At 74.0% G+C, this 18,542-nt stretch carries 17 protein-coding genes; 4 read left to right on the top strand and 13 right to left on the bottom strand.

Annotation, left to right across the window (positions count from 1 at the left end; genetic code table 11):
* Nucleotides 1-75 precede the first annotated feature (75 nt).
* Complete coding sequence (locus V6U81_RS22380) at nt 76-2,142, top strand: SpoIIE family protein phosphatase (protein ID WP_334491852.1); 2,067 nt, start codon at nt 76-78, stop codon at nt 2,140-2,142.
* A 230-nt stretch (nt 2,143-2,372) separates the two neighbouring features.
* On the opposite strand, the gene V6U81_RS22375 is transcribed toward V6U81_RS22380, so the two are convergent.
* On the bottom strand, nt 2,373-3,746 hold the full coding sequence (locus V6U81_RS22375) for an FAD-binding oxidoreductase (protein WP_334491851.1): 1,374 nt from the start codon (nt 3,744-3,746) through the stop codon (nt 2,373-2,375).
* A gap of 91 nt (nt 3,747-3,837) precedes the next feature.
* On the opposite strand from V6U81_RS22375, the gene V6U81_RS22370 reads away from it, so the two are divergent.
* The gene (locus V6U81_RS22370; RefSeq protein WP_334491850.1) at nt 3,838-5,934 is read left to right on the top strand and encodes a S9 family peptidase; all 2,097 of its coding nucleotides are present in this window, start codon (nt 3,838-3,840) and stop codon (nt 5,932-5,934) included.
* 75 nt (nt 5,935-6,009) lie between these two features.
* On the opposite strand, the gene V6U81_RS22365 is transcribed toward V6U81_RS22370, so the two are convergent.
* From V6U81_RS22365 to V6U81_RS22345, 5 genes are all read right to left on the bottom strand, one after another.
* Nucleotides 6,010-8,130: a bifunctional polysaccharide deacetylase/glycosyltransferase family 2 protein gene (locus tag V6U81_RS22365; protein WP_334491849.1), complete on the bottom strand. Its 2,121-nt coding sequence runs from the start codon at nt 8,128-8,130 to the stop codon at nt 6,010-6,012.
* A gap of 2 nt (nt 8,131-8,132) precedes the next feature.
* Nucleotides 8,133-8,567, bottom strand: a complete 435-nt coding sequence (locus tag V6U81_RS22360) for a hypothetical protein (RefSeq protein ID WP_334491848.1) — start codon at nt 8,565-8,567, stop codon at nt 8,133-8,135.
* Nucleotides 8,568-8,685: 118 nt separating this feature from the next.
* Complete coding sequence (locus V6U81_RS22355) at nt 8,686-9,432, bottom strand: ABC transporter permease (protein WP_334491847.1); 747 nt, start codon at nt 9,430-9,432, stop codon at nt 8,686-8,688.
* The gene (locus tag V6U81_RS22350; RefSeq protein ID WP_334491846.1) at nt 9,429-9,965 is read right to left on the bottom strand and encodes a PadR family transcriptional regulator; all 537 of its coding nucleotides are present in this window, start codon (nt 9,963-9,965) and stop codon (nt 9,429-9,431) included. Before V6U81_RS22350 ends, V6U81_RS22355 begins: the two co-directional genes overlap by 4 nt.
* Before the next feature lie 47 nt (nt 9,966-10,012).
* Nucleotides 10,013-10,579, bottom strand: coding sequence for a TIGR03086 family metal-binding protein (locus V6U81_RS22345; RefSeq protein ID WP_334491845.1), 567 nt, complete (start codon nt 10,577-10,579; stop codon nt 10,013-10,015).
* Nucleotides 10,580-10,610: 31 nt separating this feature from the next.
* Between V6U81_RS22345 and V6U81_RS22340 the strand changes: the two genes are divergently transcribed.
* Complete coding sequence (locus tag V6U81_RS22340) at nt 10,611-11,423, top strand: DUF6597 domain-containing transcriptional factor (RefSeq protein WP_334491844.1); 813 nt, start codon at nt 10,611-10,613, stop codon at nt 11,421-11,423.
* A gap of 346 nt (nt 11,424-11,769) precedes the next feature.
* On the opposite strand, the gene V6U81_RS22335 is transcribed toward V6U81_RS22340, so the two are convergent.
* From V6U81_RS22335 to V6U81_RS22310, 6 genes are read right to left on the bottom strand one after another with little or no spacing between them, the layout of a single operon-like run.
* On the bottom strand, nt 11,770-13,314 hold the full coding sequence (locus V6U81_RS22335; RefSeq protein ID WP_334491883.1) for a SpoIIE family protein phosphatase: 1,545 nt from the start codon (nt 13,312-13,314) through the stop codon (nt 11,770-11,772).
* Nucleotides 13,311-14,636 (bottom strand): sensor histidine kinase, encoded by a 1,326-nt coding sequence (locus V6U81_RS22330; protein ID WP_334491842.1) that lies wholly within the window; start codon nt 14,634-14,636, stop codon nt 13,311-13,313. Before V6U81_RS22330 ends, V6U81_RS22335 begins: the two co-directional genes overlap by 4 nt.
* 23 nt (nt 14,637-14,659) lie before the next feature.
* Nucleotides 14,660-15,676 (bottom strand): SpoIIE family protein phosphatase, encoded by a 1,017-nt coding sequence (locus tag V6U81_RS22325; RefSeq protein WP_334491882.1) that lies wholly within the window; start codon nt 15,674-15,676, stop codon nt 14,660-14,662.
* Nucleotides 15,673-16,092, bottom strand: coding sequence for an ATP-binding protein (locus V6U81_RS22320; RefSeq protein ID WP_334491841.1), 420 nt, complete (start codon nt 16,090-16,092; stop codon nt 15,673-15,675). Before V6U81_RS22320 ends, V6U81_RS22325 begins: the two co-directional genes overlap by 4 nt.
* On the bottom strand, nt 16,089-16,511 hold the full coding sequence (locus V6U81_RS22315) for an STAS domain-containing protein (RefSeq protein ID WP_334491840.1): 423 nt from the start codon (nt 16,509-16,511) through the stop codon (nt 16,089-16,091). Before V6U81_RS22315 ends, V6U81_RS22320 begins: the two co-directional genes overlap by 4 nt.
* Entirely contained in the window at nt 16,511-17,371 is an 861-nt protein-coding gene (locus V6U81_RS22310) for an STAS domain-containing protein (protein WP_334491839.1), read from the bottom strand. Before V6U81_RS22310 ends, V6U81_RS22315 begins: the two co-directional genes overlap by 1 nt.
* A 160-nt stretch (nt 17,372-17,531) precedes the next feature.
* Between V6U81_RS22310 and V6U81_RS22305 the strand changes: the two genes are divergently transcribed.
* Nucleotides 17,532-17,888 (top strand): STAS domain-containing protein, encoded by a 357-nt coding sequence (locus tag V6U81_RS22305; RefSeq protein WP_334491838.1) that lies wholly within the window; start codon nt 17,532-17,534, stop codon nt 17,886-17,888.
* 9 nt (nt 17,889-17,897) lie between these two features.
* Here V6U81_RS22305 and V6U81_RS22300 read toward each other — a convergent pair.
* Nucleotides 17,898-18,542 (bottom strand): MFS transporter (locus V6U81_RS22300; RefSeq protein WP_477463607.1); only part of this gene is annotated, 645 nt, incomplete at its 5' end.

Here is an 18,542-nt window from a genome sequence, read left to right as displayed (position 1 = left end):
GTGGCGACCCCGGTGGGCGGGTGAGGCCGCCCCGTCCGGCTTGGCACCCGGCCGGTGGCGGTGGAGGATACGAGGGTGTCGGCGGAGGCGGGACCCGCGGTCGAGGCGGGTCAGGACGAGCACGTCCGGCGGGTACGGCTGCCCGCAGACCGGCGTACCCCGGCCGCCGCCCGGGCCCTGGTCCGCTCGGTGCTCGCCGAGGCCGAGCTGGACGACCTGCTCAACGAGGCGCTGCTGCTGACCACCGAACTCTCCACCAACGCCGTGGAGCACGCCGGCACCGACCTGGACATCGAGGTCGTCGCCGACCGGATCGGCCTCACGGTGACCGTCTCCGACTTCGCCTCCGGGCCGGTCGACGAGCTGATGGTGGGGGTCCGCAACGACACCGCGGAGATCGACGAGGTCTCCGAGCGTGGGCGCGGGCTGCTGCTGGTCGACCACTTCGCCAGCCGCTGGGGCACGACGTACCTGCCCAGCGGCAAGGGCGTCTGGTTCCGGCTGGACCGGCACGGCATCGACGCGGACGACCCGCCCGCCCCGCCGCAGGCCTCCGCCGCTGGCGGCGAGGGGGCACCGGCCACCTCGGCGCCGAGCGCCGCCGCGATGAGCGAGCTGACCCAGACCAGCCCCGACCCGTACGCCGACGACCCGCTGCCCGACTTCGCCACCGACCTGCTCAGCCGGGTCGCCGAGATGGTGGGGGCGGCCGGCGGCGTGATCCGGCTGGACCGGGGCGACGGGCAGGGGCCGCAGGCGCTCGCCCGGTACGGCCGCCACCCCCGCCCCGGCAACGAGCTGCTCCAGGTGCCGCTGGCCGTGCACCGGCCGTACGCCGGGGAGCTGGAGCTGGACGCGGCGCCCTCGGCGTACGCCCGGCCGCTCGCCGTGCTCGCCGCCGAGCGGCTGTCGCTGCACCTGGAGAACGACCGGCTGCGCCGGACGGACGTCCGCCGGCAGGCCTGGCTGACCTTCCTCGCCGAGGCGAGCGAACTGCTCGCCCAGTCGCTCGACGTCGACCTGACGATGGCGTTGATCCCGCAGCTGGTGGTGCCCCGGCTCGGCCAGTGGTGCGCGGTGCACACCACCGACGAGTGGGGCCGGCTGCGGCTGGCGGCGAGCAGCCACGCCGATGAGGCGGTGCTACCCCAGCTGCACAAGGTGCTCCAGGAGACCGGCCCGGACTCGGTCCAGGCCCGGCTGCGCGAGGCGTCCCGCAGCGCGTCGCAGGTGCCGCTCGGCGGGCCGATGGAGGGTTTCGCGGTCCCGCTGATCGCCCGCGGCCAACGGCTCGGCACCCTGGCCGTGGGCCGGCACCAGGGGCACCGGCACGACCCGGACGAGGTCGCGGTGCTGGAGGACGTGGCCCGCCGGGCGGCGCTGGCGATTGAGAACGCCCGGATCCACGCCGAGCGCCGGCGGGTCGCGCAGACCCTCCAGCAGTCGCTGCTGCCGCCGGTGCTCCCGGTGGTCGAGGGCATCGGCTTCGCCGCCGAGTACGTGCCGACCGGCGACGACGCCGAGGTCGGCGGCGACTTCTACGACGTGGTGCCGCTGCCCGACGGCCGCTGGCTGGTGGTGATCGGGGACGTCTCCGGCAAGGGGGTGCAGGCGGCGGCGGTCACCGGCCTGGTCCGGGATGTCATCCGGGTGCTCGTCGGGGACGGCAAGCCGCTGCCCGAGGCGCTCGCCCGACTGAACGAGACGCTGGTCGAGCGGGGCGGCGGTCGGTACTGCACGCTGGCCCTGGCGGCGGTCGGCCAGGGCACGGGCGGTCAGCTCGACGTCTCCCTGCACCTGGCCGGGCACGACCGTCCGGTGCTGCTGCGCGGTGGCGGCGGAGCCGCCTTCGTCGGCGCCGGCGGCACCGCGCTGGGCCTGCTCGACTCGATCTCCTCGCCGACGGCGGAGATTCCGCTCGGACCGGGCGACTCGCTGATCTTCTATACCGACGGGGTGACCGAGCGCCGGCGCGGCCGCGAGCTGTTCGGCACCGAGCGCCTGCGCGACGCGGCCGCCCCGCTGGCCGGGTACTCGGCCGACGTGGTGGCGGCGCGACTGCGCTCCACCGCGATCAACTTCTCGGTGGAGTCGCCGAGGGACGACATCGCCATCCTCGTGCTGCGCAACGACGCCGTCTGAGTTCCGCCGCCCGCGTCGGCGGCCCGTGGGCGCCAGCCGCGGGACGGCCGGCAGGCAGGCTTCGGGCGTGTCGCGGGCGGCGAACTTCAGGCGTGTCGCGGGCGGCGACCGGATTTGTCGGTGAGCGGTATGACTCTCCGTCATAAATATGCCGCTGAGTCATATTCCTCACGGCACCATCCAGATCCCGCGCGCGACACGCCCGAGCACGGCGGGCGGGCGAGCCGGATTCAGAGGCCGCCGGGGAGCCGGCCCGGGGCGAGGCGGCGGTGCGGGTCGAGCTGCTCCTTGGCCGCGCGGATCCGGGGGATCACCGCGGGCTCGCCCCACAGCTCGATCTCCTCGCGGACCAGCGGGGGCGCGGCGACCACGACGCAGCGGCCCCGCCGGGCCAGCAGCACCCCCCGCACCGCGGCGAGGATCGCGGCCACCCGCTCACCGGAGAGCGACCCCGGCAGGGCCGCGTGCACCACTCCCAGCCCGGCCGAGCCACGGACCGGGACCGGCGCGCCGGCGGCGTCGCGCAGCGCGTAGACCGCGGCGTGCAGGTCCGTGATCGGCACCTCGACGCGCAGCGCGGTGTCGCCGGGGGCGAACGGGTAACGCCGCCACCACGGCGGCGCGGCGTGGTCGACGGTCGTCCCGGCGCCGAGCAGCCGGACCAGGGCGTCGGCCCGCTCGGTGACGTCGGACGGGCCCCCCTCCAGCAGCACCGTCACGGTGCCCGCGCCGCCTCGGGCCACCGAGGCTCGCGCCCCGCGCCCGCCCGCCGACGGGTGGCTGGCCCGGGCCGCCGCCTCCGTCGCGCCCAACGGGCGACGCGGCAGCCGGCCGTCGACCGGCAGGTCCAGCTCGACCGCGGCCGGATCGAGGCGGGCGGCGAGCACCGCCCGGACCAGGTCGTGCACCTCCAGCGGGGTCCACACCGGACGGGAGACCCAGACCCGGCTGGCCGGCACGGCCTGCACCCGCAGCGTCGCCGAGACCAGCACCCCGAGGGCGCCCTGGGAGCCGCAGAGCAGCCGCCCGACGTCCAGCCCCACCGAGCCGGGCGGCTCGGCCCCGCCGGCCCCGGTGCTGACCAGCTCGCCGTCGGCGTCCAGCCAGCGCAGGCCGACCAACTGCTCGCAGGCGGTGCCGTAGCGGTGGCGCAGCGGGCCGGCCTCGTCGGCGGCGAGCACCCCGCCCAGGGTCGCGCCCGGTGACGGCGGGTCCAGCGGCAGCCGCCGGCCGGTGCGCTCCAGGGTGGCCTGCACCGCGCGCAGCGGAGTGCCGGCGCCGATCTCGACCACCGGGGAGCCGGTCGACTGGTGCCCGATCCCGGCGAGCCGACCGGTGTCCAGCATGATGTCGACCCGCGCGGGGGCGGCACCCCAGTCGATCTTCGTGCCGGCGCCGCGCGGCACCACCGTGAGGTCGTGCCTGGCAGCCAGTCGCAGCACCCGCGCCGCCGCGGCCGGCCCGCCGGGGACCGCCACCCAGCGGGCCCCCCGCCCGGCCACCTCGTCGGCCACCCCCGCGAACCGGGCGAAGGAGCCCCCACAGATCTCGCTCAGCCTCCGGGTGATCTCCGCCGCGCCGGTCGAACTCGCTGCTGCCGCCATGGCGGTCATCGTACACATGTTCGAAAGAGCTGGCGGCGGGTCGCCGGACGACGCCGCGCCGCGGACGGTGGCCGGCCGGTAACGTGACGCCGTGACCACCGAGACCACCGCGCCCGTCGCGAAGCGGGTGCCCACCGAGCGCACCCACCACGGCGACACCGTCGTCGACGAGTACGCCTGGCTCGCCGCCAAGGACGACCCGGCGACGATCGCCCACCTCACCGCCGAGAACGCGTACACCGAGAGCCGCACGGCGCACCTGGAGGCGCTGCGCGGGGAGCTGTTCGAGGAGACCCGGCGGCGCACCCAGGAGACCGACCTGTCGGTGCCGACCCGCAAGGACGGCTACTGGTACTACACCCGCACCGTCGAGGGGCAGCAGTACGGCGTGCACTGCCGCCGGGCCGTCCGCGACGGTGAGACGACGCCCCCGGTCAGCGCCGACGGTGCCCCGCTCGACGGCGAGGAGGTGCTGCTCGACGGCAACCAGCTCGCCGAGGGGCACGACTTCTTCTCCCTCGGCGCGTTCGACGTCAGCCCCGACGGGCGCTGGCTGGCGTACTCGACGGACTTCTCCGGCGACGAGCGGTTCACCCTGCGGATCAAGGACCTGAGCACCGGCGAGCTGCTCGGCGACGAGGTGCCCGACACCTTCTACGGCACCGCCTGGTCGACCGACGCGTCGGTGCTGTTCTACGTGACCGTGGACGAGGCCTGGCGGCCCAACCGGGTCTGGCGGCACACCGTCGGCACCCCGTCGGGCGAGGACGTGGTGGTGCACCAGGAGGACGACGAGCGGTTCTGGGTGGGCGTCGAGCTGACCCGCTCCGAGCGCTTCGTCGTCATCGACATCCACAGCAAGGTCACCAGCGAGGTCCGGGTGATCCCGGCGGCCAACCCGACCGGCGAGCCGGCCGTGGTCGCGCCGCGCCGGCAGGGCGTCGAGTACGCCGTCGAACACCACGGCCACCGGTTCCTGATCCTGCACAACGACGGCGCGGAGGACTTCGCGCTGGCGTACACCTCGGCGGACGCGCCGGGCGACTGGGTGCCGCTGATCGACCACACCCCCGGCACCCGGCTGGAATCGGTCGACGCGTTCGAGCACCACCTCGTCGTCTCGCTGCGCGGCAACGGCCTCACCGGGCTGCGGGTCATCCCGGTCGGCGACGGCGACGCCCACGACATCGACTTCCCGGAGCCGATCTACAGCGTCGGGCTGGACGCCAACCCGGAGTACCGCACCCGGGAGATCCGGCTGCGCTACACCTCGCTGGTCACCCCCGACTCCGTGTACGACTACGACCTGGTCACCCGGCAGATGGTGCTCCGCCGGCGCAAGCCGGTCCGGCCCGGGCCGGACGGGCGCGCGTACGACCCGGCCGACTACGAGCAGCACCGCGACTGGGCGCTCGCCGACGACGGCACCCGGGTACCCATCTCGCTGGTCTGCCGCGCCGGCACCCCGCGCGACGGCTCCGCCCCCGCGGTCATCTACGGCTACGGCTCGTACGAGGCCAGCATGGACCCGTGGTTCTCGATCGCCCGGCTCAGCCTGCTCGACCGGGGTGTCATCTTCGCCGTTGCGCACATCCGCGGCGGCGGCGAGCTGGGCCGACGTTGGTACGACGAGGGCAAGCTGCTGACCAAGAAGAACACCTTCACCGACTTCGTCGCCTGCGCCCGGCACCTGGTCAAGGCCGGCTGGACGGCCAGCGACCGGCTCGTCGCCCGGGGCGCCTCGGCCGGCGGCCTGCTGATGGGCGCGGTGGCCAACCTCGCCCCGGACGCCTTCGCCGGCATCGTCGCCCAGGTGCCCTTCGTGGACGCCCTCACCTCGATCCTCGACCCGTCGCTGCCGCTGACCGTCACCGAGTGGGAGGAGTGGGGCAACCCGCTGCACGACCCCGAGGTGTACGCGTACATGAAGTCGTACACGCCGTACGAGAACGTGGCCGCCGTGGACTACCCGGCGATCCTCGCGGTGACCAGCCTCAACGACACCCGGGTGCTCTACCACGAGCCGGCGAAGTGGATCGCCCGGCTGCGCGCGGTCGCTCCGCAGGGCGACTACCTGCTCAAGACCGAGATGGGCGCCGGCCACGGTGGCCCCAGCGGCCGGTACGACGCCTGGCGGGAGGAGGCGTTCATCAACGCCTGGATCCTCGACCGGCTCGGCCGGGCCTGACCGGGGCGGAATGACCACGAACGACGGGGACCGGGCGGACGAGGAACCGCCCGGCCCGGATGGGGCGGCGTGCCGTCAGCGGACGCTGGGCGCCGCGCCGACCAGCGCCGCCGCCTCCCCGGTCCGCACCATCCGCTGCCAGCGCAGCCGGTTGCCGATCACCGCGGTGACCGCCGACTGCACCACCACCAGGTACATCACCTGGCGGTAGACCAGCTGCTGGAACGGCAGCGCCCAGAGCGGGCCGTAACGCTCCCGGTCCAGGCGCAGCGCGTACCCGGCGGTCAACCCTTGGAGCAGGAGCAGGCCCAGCCAGGCCAGCACGAGCGTCGACCAGGGCAGGAAGAACAGGCCGTAGACGGCGTACACGTCGACCGCCGGGGCGGCCAGCGGCAGCACGATCTGGAACACCGTCAGGTACGGCAGGCCACGGCGGCCCAGCTTGCCGCCGGCGCCCTGCTCGCGGAGCGCGTGCCGGTGCTTCCACATCGCCTGCATGGTGCCGTAGCACCAGCGGTACCGCTGCCGCCAGAGCTGACGCAGCGACGACGGCGCCTCGGTCCAGGCGATCGCGCCCTCCTCGTACACCACCCGCCAGCCGGCCCGGAGCACCTGCATGGTCAGGTCGGTGTCCTCGGCGAGGGTGTCCGAGGGGACCCCGCCGACGGCGAGCAGCACCTCGCGGCGGAACGCGCCGATCGCGCCGGGGATGGTCGGCATGCACTCCAGCACGTCGTACATCCGGCGGTCGAGGTTGAAGCCGATCACGTACTCGAGGTGCTGCCAGCGGCCGAGCATCCGGCGCCGGTTGGCCACCTTGGTGTTGCCGGAGATCGCCCCGACGGTCCGGTCGGCGAAGCCCTGCACCAGCCGGTGCACGGTGTCCGGCTGGAAGACGGTGTCCCCGTCGACCAGCACCAGCAGCTCCGCTCGGGCGGCCCGGATGCCGGTGTTCAACGCCGCCGGCTTGCCGGCGTTGGCCTGCCGGATGACCCGGACCCCGCGCAGCCGCAGCCGTTCGACGATGTCGGCGGTGCCGTCGCTGGACCCGTCGTCCACCACGATCACCTCCAGCGCCGGGTAGTCGCTGGCGACCAGGGACCGCACGGTCGCGGCGATGTTCGCCGCCTCGTTGTACGCCGGCACGATCACCGAGACCGGGGCGGCCACGAGAACGCGCGGGCCGCGCGGCCGGCGGACCCGGCGCACGTGCGCCTGGGCGCAGAACACCTGCACGGCCAGCCGGGCGATGCCGAGCACCAGCGCCACGGCGAGCAGCCCGTCCATCGCCGCGGCGGTAGCGCCGGCCGCCGTCTGGGTCCAGCGCAGCGCGTACCCGCTGAGCCGGGTGCCGACGCCGGCGGGGACGGTCGACGGCGGTGCGCCGATGCCCTCGGAGACCGAGGTGAACCGGTAACCCTGCTTCGTCAGCCCGGTGAGCAGCTGGTCCAGGGCGGCCACCGTCTGGCCGCGGTCGCCGCCGCCGTCGTGCATCAGCACCACCGCGCCGTGTCCCGGCTGCGGGGTGGCCGCCCGGACGATCGCCGGCACGCCCGGGCGCTGCCAGTCCTTGGCGTCCCGGTCGGCGAGTACGCCCACGTGGCCGGTGGCCGCGGCGGCGCGCAGCGCGTCGTACTGCCCGGCGGTCAGGGTGCCGGTGGTGGACGAGAAGGGCAGCCGCAGCAGGGTCACCTCCCGGCCGGTGGCCGCCGCGATCGCCTTGCGGGTCAGCGACAGTTCCAGGTCGGCCCGCCAGCGCGGCACCGCGGCGAGGTCGGCGTGCGAGTAGGTGTGCGACCCCAGCTCGTGCCCCTCGTCGAGGATCCGCCGGATCAGTTCGGGGTGCGCGTTGACCCGGGAGCCGACCACGAAGAAGGTGGCGTGCGCGTGGTGCCGGCGGAGCACGTCGAGCACCCGCGGCGTCCACTCGGGGTCCGGCCCGTCGTCGAAGGTCAGCGCGACCGTCCGGTCGGGCATCCGGCGGCTGACCGGTTCGGGGCGGTCCAGTCGCAGCACCGGGCCGCCGGTGGCGACCGCCCGGGGGGCGGGCGCGGCCGGGCCGGTGGCCGGGCCGGAACCGCCGGTCATCCCGGTGACCAGCCCGTTGACGGTGAGCGCGGCGAGCAGCAGGAGCAGGCCGAGCAGGAGCAGCACCCAGTGGGCCCGCGGGTCGCGGCGAGCGACGTGTCGGGCCATCGTCAGCGCGGCTTGCCCGGGGAACGGGTGGGCTTGCCGGTCCGTCGCACGTCGGTCGGGGCGGGCACGGTGGTGGCGGTGGCCGCGGTGGGCCGCGCGTTGGACGGTGCGGTGGTGACGGGAGCCCCGGTCACGCTGGTGCTGGGCACCGGGACGCCGGTGCTGGTCGCCGGGATCGGCTGCGAGCCGGGGGTCGGGCTGGCCGGCTGCCCGATCTCGTTCGGACCGTCCAGGCCCGCCTCGATCGGCGGCGCGACCTTCGGGTCGCTCCAGCCGGGCAGGGGAACGGCGGAGCCGCCGAACAGGCCGGCCAGGATCAGCGAGAGGCTGGTGAGCAGGCCGACACCCATCACGGTGCCGGCGATGACCGTGAGCCGGCGCCGTTTCCCGGTCCGGTCGACGAACACCGGCGGCGCACCGCCCGGCTGGTTGTGCATCTGGTGATCTCCTGAAGCCGCTGACCGCCGGGGGCCGGTCCACCCCCGGGGACGGGGGCCCGACTGCCGGCCCTCCGGAGTCAACAGCGCCGCCCGCCGTGCTGCCGTTACACCCGGCTCAGGCAGTCCGGAGTTCCTCCACGGCGGTGCTGGCGCGCAGGAAGAGCGGGCCGACACCGACCGTGACCAGCACCGCGGCCAGGGCGGCGCCGGCGACCCAGGCCAGCTGCTCCACGGGTACGCCGGGCGTCACCGTCACCTCGGGCACCCATACGGTCTTCAGGTGCTGCGCCCGGGTGGCCGGATCGTCGCAGAGCGCCCCGGGTCCGTCGCAGACCTGGGTCATGGATCCGCCACCGGTCGCCGGGCGACCGCCGATGCCCCGGCTGAGCAGCAGTCCGACGATGAGCGCGAGCCCCACCGCCGGCACCGCCGGGGTCAGCGCCTGCCAGGCGATCGACCGGCCGAGCGTGCCCCGGGGAACGCCGGTCGCGACCAGCGCGGCGTACGACCGGCGCCGGGCGACGATTCCCTCGACCAGCGCGACGATCAGCCCGCCGGCGGCGATCACCATGGCCACGTAGACCGCCAGGTCGACCAGGCCGATGGTCCGCAGGTAGAAGTCACCGCCGGCGAGGCCCTGACCGGTGAGCCGGTCCACCTCGGCGTGGGCGGAGTAGGACGCCCGCAGTCCGGCCGCGCCGCCGCCCACGATCACTGCGGCGAGCAGGGCGGCGAGGGCGCCGCAGCCGCTCGGGCCGGTGACGGCGACGATCTCGCCCTCGGCGATGTCGAGGGTGACGCCGCGCAGCGCGGGCGTCGGCCCGTACGCCTTGACCACGCCGCGTGTCGATAGTTGCGTCACGAGTGCACCTCCCGGTGCCAGTCGGCGACCCGGTCCAGGGTGGTCCGCAACCACCTCAGGTCGGCGTCGAGGTGGGCGGCGGCGTAGTCGGCCGCGACGATGTCGTCGAGGGTGGCCGACGGGGCCGTCTTGATGGCGGTCAGCTCGCGCAGCCGATCGGTGTGCGCCCGGCGCTGGGCGACCAGGTAGGACCGGGCGGTGTCCACGTCGGCGACCAGCAGCGCCACCACGACCTTGGCGAAGAGCGTGCTGGTCACGTACGGCATGGGCGGCTCGACGGTGGCGAGCCAGCCGTCGAGCGCGGCCCGGCCCTCGGCGGTCAGCGCGTACGCGGTGCGGTCCGGGCCGGCCTCCCGCTGCTGGCCGGCGGTCGCCACCAGCCCGTCGCGTTCCAGCCGGGACAGGGTGGCGTAGACCTGCCCGAAGGCCAGCGGTCGGGCGCGCGGCAGCCGGGAGTCGTGCGCCCGTTTGAGCTCGTAGCCGTGACGGCTGCCGGCGGCCAGCAAGCCGAGCAGCACGTGCGATGTGGACACCCGCCCTACTATTCACTGAGTGAATAGTAGGGTCAAGCCTCGACGGGTCAGGGAGTCCAGGCCGGGTCCCGTCCGGTGCGACCGAGCAACCGGTCCAGGTCGGTGACGTCCGGGCCGGTCTGCACCGGCTCGCCGAAGGCGCCCATCTGCTGGCCCATCGGGCCCATCTCGTCCATGAAGCCGTGCCCCGCCCCGGCCACCTCGGGCGCCGGCTGGTACGGCTGCCCGGTGGCCCGGGCCAGGTCCCAACCGTGCACGGTCAGGTCGACCAGCCCCATCAGGCCGACGGTGCGCTGCGGCAACCCCATCCCGGGCGAGGCGCCCTCCTCCGCCGCCGGGTCGTCCCAGGCCCGCACCAGCCGCCTGGCCTCGTCCGCGAACCGGTCCCGCCAGCCCGGGGTCAGGTGCTCGGTCTTCGCCGACCAGTCCACCTCCCGGCGGGCGGCGAGCACCTGGAAGTTGACCACCACGTCGTAGAGGTGGTTGAGCAGGTCGCGAACGGTGTAGTCGGGGCACGGCGTGGGCAGGCCGAGCTGGTCGTCGCTGATCGCGCGGACCACCGCCACGGTTCCTGGCGCGGCGGCGGCCAGCAGTTCGCTAGTCTTCGTTGCCATAGGGCCAGCGTATGAAGGTGGTCTTGAACAAATGCGACAGCCGCGCGGCGACAACCGGGGCATCCTCGACCCCGACCGGCTGCGGCGCGAATTGCGCTTCCGCCGTCACCTCCCCGCGCCCGCGCTGCGCGGTTGGGTCGAGCACTACTGGCTGATCGACTGGGCGCTGACCACGCCGTTCGTGCAGCAGGTGGTGCCGCACCCGGCGGTGAACGTGGTGTTCCAGCGGGTCGCAGGCGGCCCGGAGACCGCCGAGATCGCCGGCGTCGGCCGGCAGCTCTTCTCGATCACGCTGACCGGCACCGGCACGGTCAGCGGCGTCCAGTTCCGCCCCGGCGGCTTCCGCCCGTTCTGGCGGCGCCCGGTCGCCGAGCTGACCGGCCGTCGGGTCCCGCTCACCCACTGCCCCGCCGCCGCCCGCGCCGCCGGGTCCGCCGATCCGCCGGACCGGTGCGTGGGTACGGACGACGAGCGCCGCCGCGCCCTGGACGCGTTCCTCACCGCGTGGGCGCCGGAGCCCGACCCGACGACCACCGAGGCGGTGGCGCTGGCCGAGGAGATCCGGGTCGACCGGAGCGTGCTGCGGGTGGACGACTTCGCCCAGCGGCACCGGATCTCCACCCGCCGGCTGCAGCGCCTCTTCCTCGACCATGTCGGGGTGGGTCCCAAGTGGGTGATCCGCCGCTACCGGCTCCAGGAGGCGATCGAGCAGGCCGCCGTGGCGTCGCCCGACTGGTCCGCCGTCGCCGCCGAACTCGGCTACAGCGACCAGGCCCACCTGATCCGCGACTTCACCGCCGTCACCGGCGTCTCCCCCGCCGTCTACGTCCGCTCACTGGGCTGACTGCGGCAGCACCACCCGCTCCGGGTCCGGTGACCGGCCGCGACAATCGGCCGACTGCCACCCAGTCCCTCGGCTCCCTTTGCTCTGCTGCCCCCACGGCAACAGCAACCGACAGTGACCGGTGCGGTTGAGGCGCTCCCCGCTCCCGGACAAGGAACCCCATTTCATCATCTGTGTTGCCGATACGGCAGCAGAGCAAAGGAAAAGAAGGAGGCGCCGGGTCGCCGGGCGTCGATTACCGACAGTAATCCTCCTCGCCTCACCGCACCCGATCACCCAGAGTGACCGGGGGAAAAGGTGGACGGCATCGGACACCGGTCGGCACCGCAGCACGGAGGGGGCGCCGTCAGTGGCGGCGGACGGCCACCACGGCGACGTCGTCGTGGATCTCCGGCGGGGCCAGCTCCAACAGCAGCCGCTCGCAGAACTGGTCCAGGTCGTCGTCCACCCACTGGGCGGAGGCCGCCAGGGCGGCCAGGCCGTCGTCGATGGTGGCGTCCCGCCGCTCGATCAGGCCATCGGTGTAGAGCACCAGCGTCGCGCCGGCCGGCAGGGTGAACTCCAGGTCGGCGGGGCGGTCCGCGCGCACCCCGAGCAGCGGCGCCGAGTGCTGGACGAACTGCACCCCGCCCTCCCCGACCAGCAGCGCCGGCAGGTGCCCCGCGCTGGCCAGCCGGATCCGGCCGGTGGGCGGATGCAGCAGCAGCAGGCAGATGGTCGCCAGCTCGTTCGGCAGCAGGGTACGCATCAGCTCGTTGAGCCGGTCCAGGACCACCCCCGGCTGGTGCCCCTCCACCGCGTACGCCCGCATCGCGTGCCGCAGCTCGGCCATCACGGTCGCCGCGTGCAGCGAGTGGCCGGCGACGTCGCCGATCGCCATCAGCAGGTGCCCGTCCAGCATCACCAGCTCGTAGAAGTCCCCGCCCACCTCGGTCTGTGCGCTGGCCGGTTCGTACCGCACGGCCAGGTCGAGTCCGGCGACCTCGGGCAGCCGCCGGGGCAGCAGACTGCGTTGCAGGGTGACCGCGATCCGGTGCTCCTCGTCGAAGGAGCGCTGCGCCTCCACCGCCGCCGCGACCGCCTGCGACAGCTGCACCAGCACCGGCGTCCGGGCGGTCTGGGTGGCCGAAGGGACCACCACGTAGAGCGGGGCGCGGTCCTCCCGCAGCTTCGCGGCGGCCACCGTCACCGTGTCACCCGCCGGCCACGGCACCAGATCCCACGCGCTCGGGTCGTACTCCCGCACGGTCGAGCCGGTCCCTATCCCGGTGTCGTCGACCACCCACGGCACGATCACCGGCGCGGCGTCCGGGCCGGCGGCGACCCCGGCCAGGCAGTCCCCGTCGAAGGTCTCCGCCACCACGGCCGCGGGCGACTTGAAGATCTGCGCCGCGCCGGCCGCCGCCGCCTCCAGCAGCCGGGTGAAGTTCGGCGCGGCGTGCACGGCGACGGTGGTGTCGGCCAGCCCGGTGAGCCGCTCGGCGAGCAACTCCGCCCGCTGCCGCGCCTGGTAGTAGCGGAGCACCGCGTGGGCGGTGGCGACCAGTTCCTCCGGCTCGATCGGCTCGGCCAGGTACGCGTCCGCGCCACGGGTCAGCCCCTGGGCGCGGTCCTGGACGTCGACCGCGTGCGCCGACACGTGGATCACCGGCATCGCCGGATACTCCGCCTTGATCCGCTCACAGACCTCGAAACCGCTCAGGTCCGGCAGCCGTACGTCGAGCACCACCAGGTCGATCGGATCCACCCCGACCCGTTGCAACGCCTCGGCGCCGGTCTCCGCCTCGCGGACGTCGAACCCGGCCCGGGTGAGCCAGCTGACCAGTAGGTACCGCTTGGTCCGGCTGTCGTCGACCACCAGCACGGTCGCCTGGTCGCCGGCCACGGTCAGACCTCGTCCGTGGGCAGGACGACGGTGAAGGTGCTGCCCCTCCCGGGCTCACTGGTCAGCTCCAGTGTGCCGCCGAGCAATGTCACCAGCCGCCGCGCGTACGGCAGGCCGAGGCCGGTGCCGCCGGCCCGGGTCGCGCCCGGCACCTGGTAGAACTCCTCGAAGATCCGTTCGTGCAGCTCGGGCGGGATGCCGACGCCGGTGTCCGAGACCGAGATCCGCCACCGGTCGCCGTCCCGTTCGGCGCGCATCCGGACCTCGCCCGACGCGGTGAACTTCAGCCCGTTGTGCAGCAGGTTGCGCAGCACCTGGGCGAGCAGCACCTCGTCGGAGCGGAGCACGGCCGGCGTCGGCGGCTCCTCCACGATCAGCTCCACGGCCGACCTGGTGGCGAGCGCCCGCAGCGTGCCGCGCAACTGCCCGAAGAGCGCCCGCAGGTCGACCGGGGCCCACTCCGGCTCGATCCGACCGGACTCCGCCTTGGCCAGGTCCAGCAGGTCGTTGACCAGCGAGAGCAGGTCGGCGGCGGACGCCCGGATCAGCTCGATCTGCTCGGACTGCGCGGCGGTCAACGGGTCGGACGCGGAGTCGGTGAGCAGCCGCCCCAACCCGATGATCGCGGTCACCGGGGCGCGCAGCTCGTGGCTGACGTTGGCCAGGAAGCGGCTCTTCGACTCGCTCGCCGCCCGCAGCTGCGCGGACTTCTCGTCCAGCTCGGCGTAGAGCGCCACCACGCCGCGGTTGGTCTCCTCCAGCTCCTCGGAGAGCTGGGTGTAGAGGGCCATCACGCCCCGGTTGGTCTCCTCCAGCTCCGAGTTGAGCACGGCCAGCTCGTCCCGCTGGCTGCGCACCTCGTCCAGGGCGGCGATCAGCTGACCGTTCTGGGCGGCCAGCTCGTCCAGGGCGCTGGCGGGCGCGCTGCGACCGAGCTCCGCGCGCAGCTCGGCGAGGCGCGCCGCGGTCAGCTCCGGGGCGGTGGCGGGGACACGTCGGGACATCCTCACGACCGTATCCCCCTCGTCCCTGTTCACCGCCAGGGTGTCCACAAGACGCGACACCGCGCCCGACTGCGGCTCGTACCGGTCGCCGGGCAGTGGACGTACCGGAACCAGGTCGATCCGCAGGGCGGACCGGCCGCCGGACTCCCCGGTGGCGAGGAAGGTGACGTCCGCGCCGTCGGCGATCCGCAGCAGGTCCCGGGCGACCTCGCTGAGCGCGGTGGCGACCCGCACCTGGTCCTGGTGTTCCAGGCCGACGGCGGCGGCGACCTCCCGGCCGCGCTGGCGGACCAGGAAGATGTCCTGCTCTACCCGGAGAGCCATCTGCAGAAGCGGCTCCGGCGGTCTCATTCCGGTGTCCTCGCGACCAGCACGCAGGCGTCGTCGCGCCGGGTGCCCGCGTCCCGCAGCAGGGTCGCGGCCACCACCAGCGGCGAACGGCCGGCGAGGCCCGGATAGTCCTCGATCCGCCACCGGTCGACCACCCCGTCGCTCTGCATCACCAGCAGCGAGCCGGGCGGGAAGGGGTAGTCGTACTCCCGGACGGCGGGGCGGTGGTGGCCGGCGATGCCGGGCAGCGACACCAGCCCGCGGCGGCTGCCGTCCGCGCCGAGGACGGCACCGGCGATGTTGCCGAGGCCGGAGTAGCGCAGCAGGCCCGCCGACCGGTCCAGCTCGGCCACCGCGAGGGCCGCGCCGCGGGTGTGCGACATGGACCGGTGCAGGTGCTGCACCACGGCGACGGGGGGTCCGGCCGGGGCGTTCCGGAAGGCGGCCAGGGCGGCGTCGCTGGCGGAGGCGGCCAGCGCGCCGTGCCCGAGGCCGTCGCAGACCAGCACCTGGTGCCGTCCCTCGACGACCCGGATGGCCTGCGCGTCGCCGCTGATCTGCTCACCGGTGATCGGCCGGACGAGGCCGGCCGCCCAGACCGCCGGCGGGGGCACCCGCGACGGCCAGACCTGTACGGCGAGGACGGTGCCCTTCCCCCGCCAGGACCAGGCGTCGGACCAGCTCGCCTGGCGGGTGATGGCGCCCAGTCCGATGCCGAGGGTGCCGGTGGTGGAGTGGCCGTCCCGCGCGGAGGCGGTCAGGTCGGCCATGCCGGGGCCGGCGTCGACCGCGACCAGCTCGACGCCGGCGACGTCGCCGTTCCGTACCGGGCGCAGCAGCAGGGTGCCCTCCTCGGCGTGCTTGACCAGGTTGCTGGTCAGCTCCGCGGCGACGATGGCGAGGTCGGCGATCCGGCCGTCGCTGAGGCCGAGCTGGGCGCCGAGGCGTTCGGCGGCCCGCCGGACGGCGCTGGCCGCGCTGCCGTTCTCGACCCGGAACCAGATGCCCGGGTCGGCGATCACCTCGGCGGTCATCGGGACCACTTGGTGATGGTGATCCTGGTGCCCTCGCCGACGGCGCTGTGCAGGTCGAAGTCGTCGACGAGCCGGCGGGCGCCGCTGAGACCGAGCCCGAGGCCGCCTCCGGTGGTGTAGCCGTCGGTGAGGGCGAGGTCGAGGTCGGGGATGCCGGGCCCGGTGTCGGCGAAGACGATCCGGACGCCGCGCCGGCGGCCGTCCTCCACCGCGGTCACCTCGGCGCTGCCACCCCCGCCGTAGATCAGCGTGTTGCGGGCCAGCTCACTGGCTGCGGTGACCAGCTTGGTCTGGTCCACTAGGGAGAGCTTCACCGCCACCGCCACGGTACGCACCAACTGCCGGACCCGGACGACGTCCTCGTCGCTGCTGATCGTCTGCGCCTGCGGACGTCCCAGGTCGAGGCCGGCGGTCATGCTGATGTCGCCGCCGTTCCTGATTCCGTCTCCTCAGGCTCGTCGTCCCAGTCCAGGTCCTCCTCGTCGCGGGTCGCCGCGACGAGTTCCATGCCCCGTTCGACGTTGAGCGCGGTACGGATGCCGTTGAGCGACAGGCCCAGCTCGACCAGGGTGATGGCGACCGCGGGACGCATCCCGACGACCACCGTCTCGGCGTCGAGCACCTTGGAGATCGAGGCGATGGTGGAGAGCATCCGGCCGACGAAGGAGTCGACGATGTCCAGCGCGGTGATGTCGATGATGACGCCGTGCGCGCCGGTGACCACGATCCGCTCGGCCAGGTCCTCCTGGAGGGAGACCGCGGTCTGGTCGGACATGTCGATCTGGATGGAGACGAGCAGGATGTCGCCGATCTTGAGGATCGGCACCCGCTCCATCACGCCTCCCGACGCGGGTGGCGACGGGCTGTCTCGACACCGCGCAGGCGCAGCACGTGCCGCAGCGCGTCGGCGAGGCTGGCCTTGGTGGCGATGTCTCCGAACTCGATGCCCAGCGCGACGATGGTCTGCGCGATCTGCGGGCGGATACCGGAGATGATGCAGTCAGCGCCCATCAGCCGGGCGGCCACGACCGTCTTGAGGATGTGCTGGGCGACCTGGGTGTCCACCGCGGGCACGCCGGTGATGTCGATGATCGCGTACGGCGAGCCGGTGTCGACCAGGGTCTGGAGCAGCCGCTCCATCACCACCTGGGCGCGGGCGGAGTCCAGCGTGCCGACCAGCGGCACGGCCACCACGCCGTCCCAGAGCTTGACCACCGGGGTGGAGAGCTCGAGCAGCTGCTCGGCCTGGTCGGCGATGTGGCCCTCGCGGGCCTGCACGTAGCTCTCGAAGGTGTAGAGCGCCATCTGGTCGATCACCGAGGTGGCGGCGACGAAGTCGCGCAGCGAGAACTCGACCTCGCCGGCCTCCATCAGCTCGATCAGCACGTCCTTGAGGGCGTAGATGCTGATCGCGGTCTCGGTGGCGGAGAAGCCCTGGCGGGCGCGGCTGCGGGAGAGGTCGGAGAGCAGCGCGCGCAGCTCGCCGGCCTCCTCCGCGCGGATGTCCCGAAGCCCCTCCGCGCCGGCATTGATCATGCTACGGTGCAGATCCTGCACCTGGAGTCGCAGCTCGGCCTGGCTGAGCCGGCCACGCAGCGATGCGGTGACGGTCTCCGTCCAGAGCTGGACGACTCGATCGGTGTGTGAGCTCAACAGGCCGGCGAGCCGGCTGCTCTCCTCAGCTGTCAACGCCATGGTTACCTCCTGTGAGCTGGGCCGGCCGGACTCTATCACTGGCACCCCGCCCGGTAGTTGTCACGCTGCAAAGGAATGATCAGGCGCACCGGAACCCGCTCCCGTTCTGCGTGCGACCCCCGTTGTGGGATACCGTTCCACCCGATAACAGGAGGTCCGAATGTCCTTGACGGTGCACACGGAACAGCACGGCGACGTGGTCGTGGTGTCGGTCGCGGGCGAGCTCGACATGGCGACCGCGCCGCAGCTGCAGGACCAGATCACCGATCTGCTCGACAAGGGCCGCAGCCGCCTCGTGTTCGACCTCGCAGACGTGTCGTTCTGCGACTCGACCGGCCTGTCGGTCTTCGTGCGCGCGAAGAACAGCTGCGACGAGGCCGGCGGCGTGGTCCGACTGGCCGCCCCGCAGCGCGGCGTGCTGCGCATCCTCGAGGTCAGCGGCCTGGTCGAGGTGCTGCACACCTACCCGACGGTCGAGCAGGCCGTGGCGGGCGACCCCACACCGGCCTCCTCCTGACCGGTTCTCTCAGCGCTCGTCCTCGACGAACCGGGGGCGAGCGATCACCATGCCCGCGGTCGTCTGCACGGCGAGCGCGCCGAGCAGGAAGCCGATCGGCGCGGTCCAGCCGCCGGTGGCCTCGTAGAGGATGCCGACCAGCAGCGGGCCGAGCGCGGCGATGACGTACCCGGTGCTCTGCGCGAAGGCGGAGAGCGCGACCGTGCCCTCGGCGGTGCGGGCGCGCAGGCCGATGGTGGTCAGGATCAGCGGGAAGGCGCCCTGGCCGAGCGCGAGCAGCAGGACCCAGAGCGGCGCGAGGCCGTGCGGCGCGAGCGCGAGGCCCAGGTAGGACGCCGCGGAGAAGGCGGTCAGCGAGAACACCAGCGGCCGCAGCGTGCGCAGCCTACCGGCCAGGGCCGGCATCGCCAGCGCGACCGGCACGCCGAGCGCGGTGACGCCGGCGAGCAGCAGGCCTGCGGTCTCGGGGCGGTAGCCGGCGTCCCGGAAGAGCTGGGCCAGCCAGCCCATGATCGCGTACCCGCTGAGCGACTGCGCGCCGAAGTAGACCGCCATCGCCCAGCCGAGCCGGGTGCGCCCGGGCCGGACCCGGGTGCGGGGCGCCGGGGCCGCCGTCGGGGGCGCGGCCCGCCGGGCGGCGCGGGAAGTCGGAGG

The sequence above is a fragment of the Micromonospora lacuserhaii genome, assembly GCF_036902735.1.
GTDB lineage: Bacteria > Actinomycetota > Actinomycetes > Mycobacteriales > Micromonosporaceae > Micromonospora.
Note: the sequence above shows the minus strand (reverse complement) of the source record. Positions and strands in the feature narration are given on the sequence as shown.